Genomic DNA, 15398 nt, shown 5'->3' with positions numbered 1-15398 from the left:
ACTAGGACCATGCCAACCCTCGTCGAGCCGACTGTTGCCGTTCACTGTTCGTTCCTCGAGGCGTGGGACGAGTTGGAGCCGCACGAGGAGCGCTGGATGGGGGCCGCGGGGCTGAACGACCAGTGGACCCGGGCCGAGGCGGAGGATCCCGAGCAGTTCGCCCAGCTGATCGACGCGATCCTGGCGGAGGCGGACGAGGAGACCGAGATGCCCTCCGAACTCGTGCACCAGACCGTGCTGTGGTTCGTCGAGGCGGACCAGTGGCTAGGCCGGCTCTCCATCCGGCACCGGCTCACCCCCGCCCTGCTGGAGCTCGGCGGCCACATCGGGTACGTCGTACGGCCGTCTGCCCGCCGCAAGGGGTACGGCACCCAGATGCTGGTCCAGTCGCTGCCGTTCGCGGCCCGGCTCGGCATCGATCCCGCGCTCGTAACCTGCGACAGCGACAACGAACCGTCCCGCAAAGTCATCCAGGCGGCCGGCGGCGAACTCGAGGACGAACGCCACGGAAAGCTCCGTTTCTGGGTCCCCACCCGCGTGTCCTGATGCCCTATGGTCGGGGGATGAAGATCGCGATCCTGACGCGTGAGTTCCCTCCGGACGTGTACGGCGGGGCGGGGGTGCACGTGGACTTCCTGGTCCGCGAACTGCGCCGCAAGCTCGACGTCGAGGTGCACTGCATGGGCGAACCACGGCTCGGCGCGATCGCGCACTCCGAGGACGACCCGCGGATCCCGCAGGCGAACGCGGCACTGCGGATCCTGTCCACCGACCTGACCATGACCGCGGCCGTCGGCTCGGCCGAACTGGTGCACTCCCACACCTGGTACGCGAACATGGCCGGCCACTGGGCCAAGCTCCTGTACGGCGTACCGCACGTGGTGACGGCGCACTCGCTGGAGCCCCGGCGACCCTGGAAGGCGGAGCAACTGGGCGGCGGTTATCGACTGTCCAGCTGGGCCGAGCGGACGGCGTACGAGGCCGCGGACGCGGTGGTCGCGGTGAGCCGGGGGATGCGGGACGACGTCCTCGACTGCTACCCCGCGATCGACCCGGCCAAGGTCCAGGTGATCTCGAACGGCATCGACGCGGGCTTCTACCACCCGGACCCGGCGACCAACGTGCTCGAGCGGCTCGGGGTGGACCTGAGTCGCCCGTACGTCACCTTCGTCGGGCGGATCACCCGGCAGAAGGGCGTCCCGCACCTGCTCCGCGCCGGCCTCCAGCTGGACCCGTCGGTGCAACTCGTCCTGCTGGCCGGCGCGGCCGACACGGCTGACCTCAAGGCGGAGACCGACGCGCTGATCGACGAACTGAAGGCCGCCCGCGACGGAGTCTTCGTCGTCTCCGAGATGCTCCCCCGCGAGGATGTCCGCCAGGTCCTCACCCACGCCCTGGCCTTCTGCTGCCCCTCGGTCTACGAGCCGCTCGGCATCGTCAACCTGGAAGCCATGGCCTGCGAAACGGCCGTCGTCGCCAGCGCCGTCGGCGGCATCCCCGAGGTCGTCGACGACGGCGTCACCGGCACCCTCGTCCCGTACGACGAGAACGACATCCCAACCTTCGAACGCCAACTGGCCGAAGGCATCAACGACCTGGTCGCCAACCCGTCCAAAGCCGAGTCGATGGGCAAGGCCGGGCGCGCCCGAGCCGTCTCCGAGTTCGGCTGGGACGCGGTCGCCGACCGCACGATCACCCTGTACCAGTCGCTCCTCCAGTAGGTGGCGTCCGGCGCCCCGAGGGCGCGCCACGGAGTACAGCGGTGGTTGCGGTTTGCTTGAGCTACTTGTGGAGGACCACCAGGTTGTAGTCGGTGCCTGGCGGTACTCCCGTGCCGAGCGGCGGCGGGAGGCCGACGTCGAAGCGGGCGTTGACGAGGGCGAGCTTGCCGTTCTGCTCGGCGACCGCGGTCGGGATGCGGAAGGCGCCCTTCACGTCCGCGTCGGTGACCGTCGCGACGATCCGCGCGGTGCGGAGGTCATGGCTGAGCTTGAGCGTCACCAGTCTCTCGGTGAAGTTCTCGACGACGTACAGCTTCTTACCGCGCAGCAGGATGCCGTCCAGCGAGCCCGCGCTGAGCGCGCCGCCGGTGACCGCGATCTCGCGGCTGGAGCCGGTTCTGGGGTTGATCGTCATCAGCTTGCCGAGGTCGGTGTGGTCGACGATGAGCCTGCCGTTCGCAGCCGCGATCCCGTTAAGGTTGAAGCCGCCGGGAACGATCGTCGCTGCCGGTCCACTCAGAGCAATCGCTCGCGCGCTGCCGATCGTGCCGTGGTGGCCGATCCGGACCTTGTAGATCACCGGGTTGAACGAGTCGGTGAAGTAGGCGGCGTCCTTCGTCAATGCCACGTCATTGATCAGTGAGGCACCGGCCGTTCCGAGGGCGAGGTCGGCGAGCGGCTTGCCGTTGCGAGTGTCGTAGACGTAGGCGTGCCCGGTGGGACCGCCGGCGACCCACAGCCGGTGATGGGCCCGCTCGAACTTCATCCCGCCCGCGACCCTGCCCGCGGGCGCATCGATGAACGTCGCCCCCTTGCCGGTGCGCAGATCCGCCCGATAGATGTCCCCGTCCCGCAGCGACCCGACGTACACGGTCCTTCCGGTGCCTGCCGCGATGCCCTCCGGCGAGAAATCGTCCGGCAGTGGCACGGACCGCACCGACGGCGCGGCCATTCCCATCGTCAAGACAATCGCCGGCACGACAGCCAGCAGCCTGCTGATTCTGCGCACGATGCCCTCCCTGAACAGTGCCTCCCCTCTTTCGAAGCTAGGCCTGCATCGCGCACCGGTCCAGGCTCAGGCATCAGCCATCACCCACCGCCAGCCACCGCTCCCCCAGCGTGGTCAGCCGTCGGCGGGCCTGAATCGCCTAGCTGATGCCGGCGGTCGGGTTGTCTGTGGTGAGCCAGGTGGTGAGGAGGCGAGCACCCGCACCCGTCGCGCCCAGGGAGTACTCATATTCGTCGCGCTGGGACTCCGCGATGCTCGACAGGTCGAGGTGCGCCCACGGGAGCCCGCCGGAGAACGCCTTCAGGAAGAGGGCCGCGGTGATGGAGCCCGGGCCCTTCGAGCTGTTCACCGAGTCGGCGATCGGGGTCGAGATCAGATCGGTGTACACGTCCGGCAACGGCATCCGCCACAGCCGCTCCCCGGCGGCATCACCCGCGCCGGCCAGGTTGTCGGCCAACGCGTCGTCCGTGGCGAAGAGCCCGCCGTACAGCATCGAGCCGAGGGACACCTTGATCGCCCCGGTCAGCGTGGCGATGTCGACGAGTGCGTCGGGCTTCAGCTCGTTCACGGCGTACGCGAGTCCGTCGGCGAGCACCAGGCGCCCTTCGGCGTCGGTGTTCTTGACCTCGGTGGTGCGCCCGCCGTAGTGCCGGATCACGTCGTCCGGCCGGTACGCCGTGCCCGACGGCATGTTCTCGGCCGAGCAGATCAGGCCGGTGACCTTGATCTTGGCGCCGAGCTCGCGCAGGGCGGACATCGTCGCGATCACCGAGCCGCCGCCGGTCATGTCGCGCTTCATCGACACCATGCTCTCGCGCGGCTTGAGCGACAGCCCGCCGGTGTCGTAGGTGATCCCCTTGCCCACCAGGACGACGTACGGCGTGTTCTTGTTCGCGCCCTCGGGGACGTAGTCGAGGCGGATGAACCGCGGCGGCCGGGTGGAACCCTGGCCGACCGCGAGGATGCCGCCGAAGCCGTCGGCGGCGAGCTGCTTTTCGTCCCAGACGCGGACGTCGAGGCCGGTGACGCCGGCGAGCTCGGTCGCGCGGGCGGCGAGCCAGGCCGGGTCCTTCTCGTTCGACGGCGTGGTGGCGAGCTCACGGGCCAGCCAGCCGGTCCGGCCGATCACCAGGCCCCGGTCGAGTACGGCGGTCCGGTCGTTGCTGGTGCCGTCCGTCAGGCTGATCCGCTCGACGGCCGGCTTGCCCGGGTCGACGGTCTTGCGGTGGAAGGTGAAGGACCCGAGCGCGATCCCCTCGGCGAACGCCTGCAGCGCCCCATCCTCGATGCCTTCGGCAACGACCGTGGTCAGCTCGTCCTTGCCGCGGCCGAACCGGGCGATCGCCGCACCGGCGTGTCGCAGGTCCGCGGCCGAACCGTCACCCGCGCCGACGAGCAGCACCTCGGCCACCTCGCCGGCCAACAGCGGGTACGCCGCCGTAGCGCCGGCGGTCGGACTGAAGCCGGTCGACTGCTGCACCTCCAGCAGCCGGTCCAGGTCGACGCCCAGTCGCTTACCAGCCTCCTTGGCGGCAGTGGGCAGACCGGCTTCGCCGACCACGATCACCCAGGTGTGGGAGCCGTGGACAGGGAGCCCGGGCTGCCAGGTCAGAGCCGGCAGGGTGGGAAAGACGTTGCGCGCAGCGGTTCGGCGAGCCACCAGGGGTCCTCACTCTTTGATCAAATGTGTCGGGCCAACCGTAACGACCCCGGTCGGTGCCTCAAAAGGCACCCACCGGGGTCGTGGAGATGTCGCAGGTGCGCTCTGGGTCGAGCACCCCGCGGAGATCGTCTCAGCCGACGACGGCCTTGAGTGCGTTCCCGAGTTCGGTTGCCTCGTCGGCGTTCAGCTCGACGACGAGCCGACCGCCGCCCTCGAGCGGAACCCGCATCACGATCCCGCGGCCCTCCTTGGTGACCTCGAGCGGACCATCGCCCGTCCGCGGCTTCATCGCCGCCATGCGCGCACCCCTTCCCTCATTGGAACAGCCCTCTTCGGTATTGAGCGACGACACCGCACAGAAACCGTCGCCGGCTCTATGCGGTGATGCGCCGTCGGCGCGTATCGCAGTGTGTGTCGCAACCCATTATCCCCGATCGCAGGCCAGAGCCGTGCACCATACGGCAGACTCCTGTCTTGTGCACGCCCGTTCAGCGCTCTTCGACCTGTACGGCGACCACCTGCGCGCGCGTGGAGCGCGTGCACCGGTGGCCGCCCTGGTCCGCCTGCTCGCACCGCTGGGCGTGCAACCACCGGCCGTCCGGACCGCCGTGTCGCGGATGGTCCGGCAGGGCTGGCTCGAGCCGGTGCGCATCGACGGACAGCCCGGATATGTACTGACCGCCCGGGCGCGTCGCCGCCTCGACGACGCCGCTGCCCGGATCTACCGCACCGAGACCGACGGCAACGGCCGCGGCAGCTGGGACCGACACTGGCATCTCGGCATCCTCCGGGAGGTGCCGAACGCGCGCCGCCGCGAGCAGCTGGCGAGCCAACTCGCCTTCCTGGGTTGGGCTCCGCTGTCCGACGCGGCCTGGGTCGGACTGCGCAACGACGCCGAGGTGGACCAGATCCTCGGCATGGAAGGGATCGCCGCGGACCGGTTCCGCGCGCCCGTTGACGAGGGTGCCGTCGAGTTCGCCCGGCGGGTCTGGCGACTCGACGAGCTCGGCGCGTCGTACGACACCTGGCTGAACGAGGCGAAGGCGCTGGCCGAGAGTGCCGGTGACGACGCCACCGACGAGCAGGCGTTCGCGGTCCGGTCGAACCTGGTGCACGAATGGCGCAAGTTCCTGTTCCTCGATCCGGGCCTGCCGGCCGAGCTGCTGCCGGACGACTGGGCCGGCACCCGGGCCGCCGCTTTCTTCGATTTCCACGCGACACGGCTGGGCCACGCGGCCGGGCGTTTCGTCGACAACTGCCTGACCATTCACTGACTTTTTCTCACCGACTGTTGGGAGCCTGCCACGATGAGTGACTCTGTCGCGTACGACGTGTCCGAGGGGGTCGCGACGATCACCCTGAACCGTCCGGAGGCGATGAACGCCCTCGACACCCCCACCAAGGTGTTGCTGCGGGACACGGTTCTGGCGGCCGCCGAGGACGAGGCGGTCCGGTGTGTCGTGCTCACCGGGACCGGCCGCGCGTTCTGCGTCGGCCAGGACCTGAAGGAGCACATCGGCCTGCTCGAGGCGAACGACATGGACGCGCTCTGGAACACCGTGCCCGTGCATTTCGCCCCGATCGCACTGGCGCTGGCCGAGATGCCGAAGCCGGTGATCGCCTCGCTGAACGGCGTGGCCGCCGGCGCCGGCGCGTCGATGGCCTTCGCCTGCGACTTCCGAGTGGTCGCCGACACGGCCGGCTTCAACCTCGCCTTCACCGGTATCGCCCTGTCCTGCGACACCGGCATCTCCTGGACCCTCCCCCGCCTGGTCGGTCACGCCCGCGCGACGGAACTCCTGTACTTCGGCCGCACGATCCCCGCCGCTGAGGCCCTGACGCTCGGCCTGGCGACGAGCGTCGTACCGGCCGACGAGCTGGCGGCGGCGACAGCCGAACTGGCAGGCCGGCTCGCGAACGGACCTACCGTCGCCTACGGATCTGTGCGGCAGTCACTCGGGTACTCCGCCTCGCACACGCTGGCCGAAGCCCTCGAGTTCGAGGCCGACAAGATGCGCCTGACCGGCGACACCGAAGACCACCGCAACGCGGTCGCCTCCTTCGTCGCCAAGCAAAAGCCCACCTTCCACGGCAAGTAGCTCGAGCTCTGGACCAGCCTCACGTTGGTCACCGACGAGTTCCAGATCTGGGTGGAACGCGAGATCTGGCTGGCGAAGCTGGGGGCGTTGACGCGGTACCGGACGGTGATCGCGGCGAGCTTGTTGCCGCTCTTGGCGGAGAGCGATCAGTGGACCACGGATCGCTGCTGATCTGGAAGTGACAGCAAGCTTTGACCTGTTCCGCACCAGGCCGGGAAATAACCGAGGGTATTCATGCGCGCACGCTGGGCGCACCCCACCCGGCCGCCGGGTAATCCCGACGTTTAGTTCCGGTCGTGACCGCCCTCGACACGGCCGGGCGCGGGGGGCCGGCTAGCGGGCGATGCAGCCGGCGAGGTGGTCGTTGACGATGCCGGTGGCCTGCATCAGGGCGTAGGCGGTGGTCGGGCCGACGAAGACGAAGCCCTTCTTTTTCAGGGCTTTGGACATCGCGACAGACTCGGGCGTGGTCGCCGGGACGTCGGCGTTCGTCCTGGGCGCCGGACGATCGAACGGCTGGAACGACCAGAGGACCTCGGTCAGCTCGCCGTCCGCCAGCTCCAGGAGAGCCCGGGCGTTGGAGATCGTGGCGTTGACCTTGAGCCGGTTGCGGACGATGCCGGGGTCGGCCATCAGCCGGTCGAAATCCTCCGGCCCGTACGCCGCGATCAGCCGCGGGTCGAAGTTGTCGAACGCCTTCCGGAAGTTGTCCCGCTTGCGCAGGATGGTGATCCAGGACAGGCCGGACTGGAACCCCTCCAGCGTCATCCGCTCGAACAGGCCGTGGTCGTCGCGGATCTCCCGGCCCCACTCCTCGTCGTGGTACCGGATGTACTCCGGGGCCGACGTCGCCCAGCTGCACCGCGGCTGACCGTCGGGGCCGACCACGGTCACCGGGTGACCTTGTTCTCGAGGCGCTTGAGGGACGTCCGCATCATCAGCTCGAAGCCAGGCCGGACCACCGCCCAGCCGATGCGCCCGAGTTGCCCGAGCGGCGGGATGACGTCCTCGGACCAGGTGAAGGTGCTGCCGCCGGAAGCAGGGGTGACAGCGAAGGTGCCGGTACCGCGGACGATGGTGCCGAGGTGCTTCACCGTGCACTCGCGCGGCGGATCCCAGTGTGTGATGACCATGTCGTCAGTGAACCCGAGCGGACCGACACTTGTGCGCGCCGCGACTCCACCGCCGAGGCCGCGGCCCTGGTTCTCGGTCGCCCAGACTCGGGTCAGCACCATCCACTCCGACTGGGCGTCCCAGTTGACCACCGCATCCCAGGCTGCCTGCGGGTCCAGCGGCAGGTCGATCGACGCCTCGGCGTGGCAGGTCGACTCGTCGGCGGTCATCAGTTCGGCCGCTGCGGGACGTTGACGTCAGGCGCCGCAGAGTGCCGACCCCGAGACGTCTCGTCGCCGTTCACTCCCGGCTCGTCCTCAGCTGCGACCGGCGTCTGCACGCTGGTGTGGTCCGGCGGCGGCTCCTTGGCCTGGAACCACGGCTCCGGCTCGGGCTTGTCGTCGTAGTTCGTGTGCACCAGTTCCTGCAACAACGGCGGCAACGGAACCTGAGCCGGTGGCTCCGGCTGATCATCCAGAGCCGACCGTACGTCGTGCTGCTCCCGCTCGCCCTGCTGTTCCCGCTCGCCGGCAACCGGCCGCGGCTCGCTCTCGCCGCCAGCCTGCTGGACTGGAGCGGCGGCCTGGTCCGGTCCGGCAACAGGCACAGAGGCCATCTCTGCCGCGCCGACCTCGCCCACCGGTACCACGGGCGCCGCGCTCGCCGGTGCGGTCTCTGCGGGAGCCGCGCTCGCCGGTGTGGAGTCTGCGGGAGTCGCGCTCGCCGGTGCGATGTCTGCGGCAACGCCGGTCGCCGGTGCGGTGTCTGCGTCAGCCGCGCTCGCCTGCGCAGGTTCTGCAGCAGCGGTGTCCGCTGGTACCGCGGGCTGGTCGACTGCCGTGATCTCGGCCGTGGCGGGCTCGAGTGAAGTCGACTCGGGCGAATTCAGGTCGGCTCCGGGTGCATCTGCCCGGGCAGGCTCGGCCGGGACGCCTTGGGCGGCGGCAGGCTCGGTTGCAACCGCTTCACTCTGAGCAGGCGCGGACTCGGCAGCGGCGGGTTGGACTGCGGCGGCCTCGGGCGAGGCTGCCTCTGCCGGGGCGCGCTCTGCAGCCGGCTCGACGGCCAGCGCCTCGGCCTGAGCCGACCCGGGCTGGGCGGGGTCGGGTGAGGTGGGCTCGGCGGCGGCAGGCTCGGCAGCGGGCGACTCGGGTGAGGCTGCTTCTGCCGGGGTGGGTTCGGGGAAGTCGCCGCCTACGAGGATGGGCTTCTGGAAGCCGGTGTCGTCGAAGTCGGCGGCGGAGTACTCGGAGCGGGAGGTGAAGCCCGCGCCTTCCGGGCCGTGCAGGATCGGGGTGACCGCGCGCTCGAGGTCGGCGATCCGGCGGTCGCGCTCGGCGACCTCCCGGGCGACCCGTTCGAGCAGCGTGTCGACCTCGTCCATCCGGTAGCCGCGCAGCCCGACGCCGAACCTGGCCGTCTCGAGATCAGCCGCGGTGAGCGCTTGCCGGGCGGGCACGGACATGTCGGGCCGGTCGTCGTACGCAGTACTCATGCCGCCCCACCGCCCTGAGGCGACGACGGCAACCGCTCCGATCAGGAGCACGACAATGAGCCCGAAGAACCACATCACGTGACCGATCGTGCCATGTCGGTGGACCTCACCGCACAACCGCTACAGGAATCAACTGCCATCCGAGCCCAGCCGGTGCGCCTCACGCCGCTCGCGGGCCTCCGGGCTGTCGGCCTCCGCCACGTCCCGGGCCGCGGCCGCGGCGGCCTCCTCGGCGGCGGCGTCGGCCATCTCGCCGGCCTTGACGATGTAGCTGATCGCCTCGTCCACGTCGTCGGTGATCGTGAACATCTCCAGGTCTGCCGCGGAAATCTTGCCGTCGGCAAGCATCGTCTCGCGCAGCCAGTCGGCCAGCCCGCCCCAGTACGACGTACCGAAGAGCACCACCGGGAACGAGGTGACCTTGCGGGTCTGGGCCAGGGTGAGCGCCTCGAACAGCTCGTCCAGGGTGCCGAACCCGCCCGGCATCACCACGAAACCCTGTGCGTACTTGACGAACATCGTCTTGCGGGTGAAGAAGTAGCGGAAGTTCATCCCGATGTCGACCCACTCGTTCAGGCCGTTCTCGAAGGGCAGTTCGATGCCGAGCCCGACGGACACGCCGCCCGCCTCGGAGGCGCCCTTGTTCGCCGCCTCCATCACACCCGGCCCACCGCCGGTGATCACCGCGTACCCGGCGGCGACCAGCTTGTGGCCGAGCTCCTCCGCCGCGCGGTACATCTTGTCGTCAGGTTTGGTCCGGGCCGAGCCGAACACGCTGATGGCTGACCCGAGCTCGGCGAGCATGCCGAAGCCCTCGATGAACTCCGACTGGATACGCAGTACGCGCCAGGGGTCGGTATGCACCCAGTCCGACGGGCCACGGCTGTCCAGCAGCCGCTGCTCCGACGTCGACTGCTGCACCTGGTTGCGCCGCATCACCACCGGGCCGCGCTGCTGCGAGCCCGGGGGACGGTCGGGGTGGATCGATGGTTCTTCCATACCCCCAGATTAGTGGGCGGACCCGGTACGGACGTGCTGGAACCGGGCGCGCCCTACGCCGTCAACCAAGTCCTCAACCGCTGTTCACACTGCTCGATCTCCGCCTCCGGCACGTACTCCTCCTGCTTGTGCGCGAGCAGCGGGTCACCCGGCCCGTAGTTCACCGCGGGGACCCCCAGCAGGGTGAACCGGGCGACGTCCGTCCAGCCGAACTTCGGCCGCGGCTCACCGCCGACCACCCGCAGGAACGCCGCCGCCGCGGGCCGCTCCAGCCCCGGCAGCCCGCCCGGCGCGGTATCCGTGAAGGCGAGCTCGAACCCCTCGAACACCTCCCGCAGGTGCGCCTCGGCCTCCGCCTCCGACCGGCTCGGCGCGAACCGGTAGTTGACCGTCACCGTGCACAGATCCGGTACTACGTTGCCCGCGACGCCGCCGCTGATGGCGACCGCGTTCAGCCCCTCGCGGTACTCGAGGCCGTCGATCGGCACCCGCCGCGGCTCGTACGCCGCCAGCCGGGCGAGGACCTCCCCCGCGGCGTGGATCGCGTTCTTCCCCATCCAGGAGCGGGCGGAATGCGCTCGCTCGCCGCGAGTGGTCACCTCGACGCGCATGGTGCCCTGGCAGCCGGCCTCGACCACCGCGTTCGACGGCTCCATCACCACGGCGAACACGCCCTGCAGCAACTCGGGGTGCGTCTGGGTCAGCTTGAACAGGCCGTTCCGCTCCGCCTCGATCTCCTCGCAGTCGTAGAAGACGTAAGTGATGTCGCGGTTCGGCTCGGTCAGCGTGGCAGCCAGCCGGAGCGCCACCGCGACGCCGCCCTTCATGTCGCAGGCGCCGAGGCCGTGGATCAGCCCGTCCGCGCGGCGGGACGGCAGGTTGTGGTTCAGCGGCACCGTGTCCAGGTGCCCCGCGATCACGATCCGCTCGTCCCGGCCGAGGTCGGTCCGGGCGACGACGGTGTTGCCGTGCCGCGAGACGGTCAGGTGCGCGAAGGCCGACAGCGCCGCCTCGACCGCATCCGCGAGCTCCTCCTCGGTGCCGCTCACCGAAGGGATGTCGACCAGCGCCTGGGTGAGGTCCGGTCCGGAGACGGTGAGATCGAGCTTGGCCATCAGTCTTCCTCTGCAGCTGGGGGCAGGAACACGCAGAACTCGTTGCCCTCCGGATCGGCGCACACCTGCCAGCCGATCTCGTCGTCCTTGCGCCGCAGCAGTGTCGCACCCGCGTCGAGCACCGGTTCCAGGTCGTCCGCCGTCACGTCCCAGTGGATCCGGTTCTTCACCGTCTTCGGCTCGGGCACCGGCACGAACACCCAGTACGGGAACGGCAATCCGGGCACGTTCTCCAGCCAGTACCACGGCTTGCCCGAGTTGTTCGCGACCTCAACGCCGAGCACGCCCGCCCACCACCGCGCCTGCGCCTCAGGATCCGCCGAGTCGACCACGAGTTCCATCAGCTTGTACGCCGGAACCTTGTCCCGCACGAATCCGCAGAACTCCCCGCCCTCCGGGTCCTCCATCACCGCCCAGTGCTGCTCGTCGGTGATCGGGCTCTGCACCTTCGCCCCGAGCCGCTCGAGTTCCTCGATCGAACTGGTGTGCAGGTCGAGGTGAACCCGCTGCTTCACCGTCCGCGGCTCGGTCACCTTGTTGATCCAGATCGTCTTCTCCGGCCGATCCCCGACCAACACCTCCGGATTGTCCGCAGGCGACGTCAACCCGAGGGCCTGCCCCCAGAAAGACGTCATCGCACTGGGACAAGCGACGTCCACACACAAATCCTTGAACCGGGCCAGAGCCATACCGCAAGGCTAGTAGCCGCCCCGGAAAGACCGATCACCCCGATCACCCACCGCGAGTCGTCACTCCCTGGCCACGCCCCTTTGAGCGGTCAACCCCTCAGAAGGCGGGTTGCACAGTCAGATTCTGGCGAGGCAACCCTGCCTGCGAGTGGTTGACCCCTCAGAGGGCGGGCCGGTACCACGGTGGGTCGCGCGCGGCGGGTGGGCGCGCGCGGCGGGTGGGCGTGCGCGGCGGGTGGGCGTGCGCGGCGGGGGCGTGCGCGGCGGGGGTCGTGGGCGGCGGGTGAGGTGGTCAGGCGCTGTGTTTGCGGTGGTAGTGGCGGTTTACTCGTTCTCGGTTACCGCAGGTCGGGGAGCACCAGGTTTGGCGGGGGTCGTCCTGGAGGAAGTACTTGACGCAGCGGGCGGCTGGGCAGGCTCGGAGGCGGGGGCGGTCGGGGCCGGTGAGGAAATCGATGCCGGAGCGGCCGATCGCGCCCAGGAGGAGTGGGAGCGGGTCCGAGGCTCTGGGCGACCAGTGGGTGATCGGGTCGCTGTCGTCGGGCCAGGCGAGGTGGGCGGTGCCGAGTTCGTCGGCGGCCTTGTTGAGGAGGCCGAGGGCTGTCGCGGGAGCGAGCAGGCTGTTCGCGTCGGCGCGGCTGGGTGGTGCCGGGCTGACGGCTCGGGCGAAGAGGGACCTGACGGCTCGGCGGATCTCCTCGAGCGGCAGGCGGAGCGCGTCACCCGCGGGCAGCGCGCCAGGGTCGAACGGTCGGCCGATCACGTTCTCGACGAGTGGCGTGTTGTGGTGGACCCACTCCCGTACGCCGGCGTCCGTTTCCAGGCTGTCCGCGATTCCGCCGTGTCCGTCGTGGCGGATCGTGGCGGCGAGTTCGAAGGCCAGCGCGCTCATGGCGGCGAGTCTAATGGGAAAGCCTCTTGCTGCCATATGAGTTTGCCGTCTAGGGTCTCTAACGGAATCAGCTCGATCTACCGTTAGGAGCAGCTGTGAGCCCTGAGCCGGCCGTAATCCCCGAGGTAAGAGGTGCCGTCGAGCGGCTGGACGCAGTACTGGTCGAGGTCGACGACTCCGCAGTACGGGCGCCATCGGGGCTGCCGGGGTGGTCGCGGGGGCACGTGCTGACGCACATCGCGAACTTCAGCGAGGCGATGACGCGCCAGGTCGAGGAGGCGCTCGCGGGCCGGCTGATCGAGATGTACGACGGCGGCCGGCCGGCGCGGGTGGCCGCGATCGAAGCCGGCGCGGGGAGATCGGCCGAGGAGCTCAAGCAGCACGTCAGCCGGGCGACCAAGGGGTTGATCGCCGCCTGGGATCGCGTGGACGACTGGAGCCGCCCAGTCCTCCATCGGGACGGCACTCTCGCGGACACGGTCTACACGGGCTGGCGCGAGATCGAGATCCACACTGTCGACCTGGCCCTGGAGCCGACCAGCGACCAGTGGTCGACGGAGTTCTGCCTTCACCTGCTCGACTTCCTCCGCCCACGCACCCCCGAAGGCACTCACCTGATCCTCCAAGCCGGCGAAACCCGCTGGGAACACGGCGAAGGCACTCCCGTCCTCCTCACCGGCACTCTCCCCGACCTCACAGCCTGGTTCGCCGGCCGCACCCCCGTCAACACCCTCACCGGCTCCACCCCAGCTCTACTCCCCTGGCCCTGACCACCCAGCGTGAACCGGCTGCCCCCACGTGGCTCACGGGTCGGTGGTGAACCGACAGTGGATTGCCCGGCACAGGTCTAAGGTTGTCGGCGGCGGACCACATCCATTGCGCCTGCGAGGTGAGGGCTTCGTGAGCTCGGGGAGATTGTTGTCAGCTGATCGCTCGCCGGCGCTTTCCGTCCGTGGGCTGGGCAAGCACTTCGGAGAGCGGGTCGCGTTCCAGGATGTGTTCTTCGAGGTTGGGTACGGCGAGGTCTTCGGCTTCCTGGGTCCGAACGGTGCGGGAAAGACGACGACCGTGCGGACGCTCGGCACTCTCATCGCACCGACTTCGGGCTCGGCGACTGTTGCCGGAATCCCGCTGACGGCTGAGAACGGGGTGGAGATCCGCCGGCGGATCGCAATCGTGCCTGAGTCACCGGGCCTGTATCTCCGCCTGAGCGTGACCGAGAACCTCGAATGCTTTGGAGACCTCTACGAGACGCCGGGCTTGAAAGATCGCATCCAAGATGCCCTGCGGGCCGTCGATATGACCGACCGAGCCGGCGACGCCTGCGGCACCTTGTCCAAAGGACTACGCCAGCGGGTCGCCCTGGCGAGGGCGCTGCTCAGCGACCCGGAGGTTTTGTTTCTCGACGAGCCGACGTCCGGGCTCGATCCAGTCGGCGCCCGCGATGTCCACGAGCTGATCGACGGGCTTCGGAATCGCGGCGTGACGATCTTCCTCACCACGCATCGGCTCGAAGAGGCCGAACGCCTCTGCGACCGCGTCGCGATCCTGAACACGACCTTGCGAACGATCGGCTGGCCGGCTGACCTCCGCGAACAGCTGTTCGCCAAGACGCTGGTCGTCCGGACGCTCGTCCCGCTCCCCGAGCCGGGGCGCGTCTTTGACGGCCTCCCGGCTGTCGACGGCTGGCACGAGAGAGATTCCGGTGCGTACGTCGTCTCCGTGTCCGACTCCGCGATCGCCGCGCCGGCGGTCACCCGCGCGCTCGTGGCTGCCGGCGCGGACGTGCTGTCGATCAGCGAGTCCTACCACTCCCTCGAAGACATCTACCTCGAGCTCATCGACGAGGACAACGAGGTAGGCCGGCGATGAGCGTGAGCAGGAGGAGGGTCAGGGCTGTCTTCCGCAAGGAGCTCCGCGAGTACCGGCGCAACACCTCGATCGTCGCGGCGATGGCCGTCCTCCCCTTGATCTTCGCCATCAACCCGCTGATCGCCGTCTTCGCCCTGCCGGCGTCATCCGCGGACTCACTCGCGCAGGGCAACACTCTGCTGTACCTGCTGGGAATACCGGCCGTCGTGCCCGCATTGATCGCCGCGTACTCGGTGGTCGGCGAGCGTCAGCAGGGCACGCTCGAGCCTGTGCTCACGACGCCGATCCGTGGCGAGGAGTTTCTACTGGGCAAGGCGCTGGCGTCCTTCGTTCCGTCAGTCGCGATCTCATTCGCGGTCTACGCGCTTGTCCTCGCCTGCGTCGGGGTGTTCGCAGCTCCGGGTGTGGCATCGGCGCTGTTCAAAGGCCGGGAACTCGTCGCCCAGGTGCTCTTCACTCCACTGCTCGCCGGCTGGTCGATCTGGGTCGGCATCGCCATCTCGGCGCGATCGAGCGATGTCAGGGTCGCGCAGCAGCTCGGCATGCTCGCGAGTCTCCCGTCGGTCGCGGTGTCGACACTCGTGGCGTACGACGTCATCCATGCCAGCCTCGGACTTGGTATCGGCCTCGCGGTGCTGCTCCTGGTGCTCGACGTTCTCGGCTGGCGGATCGTGTCAGCGATGTTCGACCGCGAACGCCTCATCACGGGCTCCAAGTCCTGAGGTGCAGCC

At 69.3% G+C, this 15398-nt stretch carries 17 protein-coding genes; 7 read left to right on the top strand and 10 right to left on the bottom strand.

All coding sequences use genetic code 11. The features are described 5' to 3' along the window. Window positions 1-9: 9 nt before the first annotated feature. A complete protein-coding gene (locus EV648_RS12965; protein WP_132289719.1) occupies window positions 10-546 on the top strand; it encodes a GNAT family N-acetyltransferase in 537 nt (178 codons plus the stop codon). 17 nt (window positions 547-563) lie between these two features. Next, window positions 564-1721 carry a glycogen synthase gene (glgA, locus tag EV648_RS12960; protein ID WP_199234572.1) on the top strand — a complete coding sequence of 386 codons (1158 nt, stop codon included), beginning with the start codon at window positions 564-566 and terminating at the stop codon, window positions 1719-1721. A gap of 61 nt (window positions 1722-1782) precedes the next feature. Here glgA and EV648_RS12955 read toward each other — a convergent pair whose 3' ends face one another. The 3 genes from EV648_RS12955 to EV648_RS12945 form a co-directional block, all read right to left on the bottom strand. Then, entirely contained in the window at window positions 1783-2730 is a 948-nt protein-coding gene (locus tag EV648_RS12955) for a YncE family protein (RefSeq protein WP_132289716.1), read from the bottom strand. 139 nt (window positions 2731-2869) lie between these two features. Continuing rightward, the gene (locus EV648_RS12950) at window positions 2870-4390 is read right to left on the bottom strand and encodes a M17 family metallopeptidase (protein ID WP_132289713.1); all 1521 of its coding nucleotides are present in this window, start codon (window positions 4388-4390) and stop codon (window positions 2870-2872) included. A gap of 133 nt (window positions 4391-4523) precedes the next feature. After that, window positions 4524-4691 (bottom strand): DUF3117 domain-containing protein, encoded by a 168-nt coding sequence (locus tag EV648_RS12945; RefSeq protein WP_012923066.1) that lies wholly within the window; start codon window positions 4689-4691, stop codon window positions 4524-4526. A 178-nt stretch (window positions 4692-4869) separates the two neighbouring features. Here EV648_RS12945 and EV648_RS12940 point away from each other — a divergent pair, with 178 nt between their 5' ends. Next, window positions 4870-5667 (top strand): PaaX family transcriptional regulator C-terminal domain-containing protein, encoded by a 798-nt coding sequence (locus tag EV648_RS12940; RefSeq protein WP_132289710.1) that lies wholly within the window; start codon window positions 4870-4872, stop codon window positions 5665-5667. A gap of 33 nt (window positions 5668-5700) precedes the next feature. After that, entirely contained in the window at window positions 5701-6492 is a 792-nt protein-coding gene (locus EV648_RS12935; protein WP_132289707.1) for an enoyl-CoA hydratase/isomerase family protein, read from the top strand. Window positions 6493-6825: 333 nt separating this feature from the next. Here EV648_RS12935 and EV648_RS12925 read toward each other — a convergent pair whose 3' ends face one another. The 7 genes from EV648_RS12925 to EV648_RS12895 all read right to left on the bottom strand — a co-directional run bounded on the left by EV648_RS12925 (window position 6826) and on the right by EV648_RS12895 (window position 12795). Then, window positions 6826-7386 carry a DNA-3-methyladenine glycosylase I gene (locus EV648_RS12925; protein WP_132289704.1) on the bottom strand — a complete coding sequence of 187 codons (561 nt, stop codon included), beginning with the start codon at window positions 7384-7386 and terminating at the stop codon, window positions 6826-6828. Then, window positions 7383-7835: an SRPBCC family protein gene (locus EV648_RS12920; protein WP_132289701.1), complete on the bottom strand. Its 453-nt coding sequence runs from the start codon at window positions 7833-7835 to the stop codon at window positions 7383-7385. The genes EV648_RS12925 and EV648_RS12920 overlap by 4 nt, the downstream gene beginning before the upstream one ends. Continuing rightward, window positions 7835-9175, bottom strand: coding sequence for a DivIVA domain-containing protein (locus EV648_RS43180; protein WP_199234608.1), 1341 nt, complete (start codon window positions 9173-9175; stop codon window positions 7835-7837). The genes EV648_RS12920 and EV648_RS43180 overlap by 1 nt, the downstream gene beginning before the upstream one ends. Window positions 9176-9229: 54 nt before the next feature. After that, complete coding sequence (locus EV648_RS12910; RefSeq protein WP_132289698.1) at window positions 9230-10099, bottom strand: TIGR00730 family Rossman fold protein; 870 nt, start codon at window positions 10097-10099, stop codon at window positions 9230-9232. Window positions 10100-10152: 53 nt separating this feature from the next. Continuing rightward, entirely contained in the window at window positions 10153-11214 is a 1062-nt protein-coding gene (gene dapE, locus EV648_RS12905) for a succinyl-diaminopimelate desuccinylase (RefSeq protein WP_132289695.1), read from the bottom strand. Further along, entirely contained in the window at window positions 11214-11849 is a 636-nt protein-coding gene (locus tag EV648_RS12900) for a VOC family protein (protein WP_241995096.1), read from the bottom strand. Before EV648_RS12900 ends, dapE begins: the two co-directional genes overlap by 1 nt. Window positions 11850-12195: 346 nt before the next feature. Continuing rightward, a complete protein-coding gene (locus EV648_RS12895; RefSeq protein ID WP_132289689.1) occupies window positions 12196-12795 on the bottom strand; it encodes an ABATE domain-containing protein in 600 nt (199 codons plus the stop codon). A gap of 95 nt (window positions 12796-12890) precedes the next feature. Between EV648_RS12895 and EV648_RS12890 the strand changes: the two genes are divergently transcribed. The 3 genes from EV648_RS12890 to EV648_RS12880 all read left to right on the top strand — a co-directional run bounded on the left by EV648_RS12890 (window position 12891) and on the right by EV648_RS12880 (window position 15389). Beyond that, window positions 12891-13565, top strand: a complete 675-nt coding sequence (locus EV648_RS12890) for a maleylpyruvate isomerase family mycothiol-dependent enzyme (RefSeq protein WP_132289686.1) — start codon at window positions 12891-12893, stop codon at window positions 13563-13565. 130 nt (window positions 13566-13695) lie between these two features. Continuing rightward, window positions 13696-14667: an ABC transporter ATP-binding protein gene (locus tag EV648_RS12885; protein WP_158293982.1), complete on the top strand. Its 972-nt coding sequence runs from the start codon at window positions 13696-13698 to the stop codon at window positions 14665-14667. Next, complete coding sequence (locus EV648_RS12880; protein WP_132289680.1) at window positions 14664-15389, top strand: ABC transporter permease; 726 nt, start codon at window positions 14664-14666, stop codon at window positions 15387-15389. The genes EV648_RS12885 and EV648_RS12880 overlap by 4 nt, the downstream gene beginning before the upstream one ends. The last annotated feature ends 9 nt before the right edge of the window (window positions 15390-15398 follow it).

Origin of the sequence: Kribbella sp. VKM Ac-2568 (genome assembly GCF_004345365.1) — a bacterium.
Classification (GTDB): Bacteria; Actinomycetota; Actinomycetes; order Propionibacteriales; family Kribbellaceae; genus Kribbella; species Kribbella orskensis.
Note: the sequence above shows the minus strand (reverse complement) of the source record. Positions and strands in the feature narration are given on the sequence as shown.

What these genes read in the sequence shown, in the direction of transcription:
- EV648_RS12965 (WP_132289719.1), top strand. Translation starts at nt 10, where the DNA reads ATGCCAACCCTCGTCGAGCCGACTGTTGCCGTTCACTGTTCGTTCCTC.
- EV648_RS12900 (WP_241995096.1), bottom strand. Translation starts at nt 11,849, where the DNA reads ATGACGTCTTTCTGGGGGCAGGCCCTCGGGTTGACGTCGCCTGCGGAC.
- glgA (WP_199234572.1), top strand. Translation starts at nt 564, where the DNA reads ATGAAGATCGCGATCCTGACGCGTGAGTTCCCTCCGGACGTGTACGGC.
- EV648_RS43180 (WP_199234608.1), bottom strand. Translation starts at nt 9,175, where the DNA reads ATGTGGTTCTTCGGGCTCATTGTCGTGCTCCTGATCGGAGCGGTTGCC.
- EV648_RS12945 (WP_012923066.1), bottom strand. Translation starts at nt 4,691, where the DNA reads ATGGCGGCGATGAAGCCGCGGACGGGCGATGGTCCGCTCGAGGTCACC.
- dapE (WP_132289695.1), bottom strand. Translation starts at nt 11,214, where the DNA reads ATGGCCAAGCTCGATCTCACCGTCTCCGGACCGGACCTCACCCAGGCG.
- EV648_RS12935 (WP_132289707.1), top strand. Translation starts at nt 5,701, where the DNA reads ATGAGTGACTCTGTCGCGTACGACGTGTCCGAGGGGGTCGCGACGATC.
- EV648_RS12895 (WP_132289689.1), bottom strand. Translation starts at nt 12,795, where the DNA reads ATGAGCGCGCTGGCCTTCGAACTCGCCGCCACGATCCGCCACGACGGA.
- EV648_RS12920 (WP_132289701.1), bottom strand. Translation starts at nt 7,835, where the DNA reads ATGACCGCCGACGAGTCGACCTGCCACGCCGAGGCGTCGATCGACCTG.
- EV648_RS12910 (WP_132289698.1), bottom strand. Translation starts at nt 10,099, where the DNA reads ATGGAAGAACCATCGATCCACCCCGACCGTCCCCCGGGCTCGCAGCAG.
- EV648_RS12880 (WP_132289680.1), top strand. Translation starts at nt 14,664, where the DNA reads ATGAGCGTGAGCAGGAGGAGGGTCAGGGCTGTCTTCCGCAAGGAGCTC.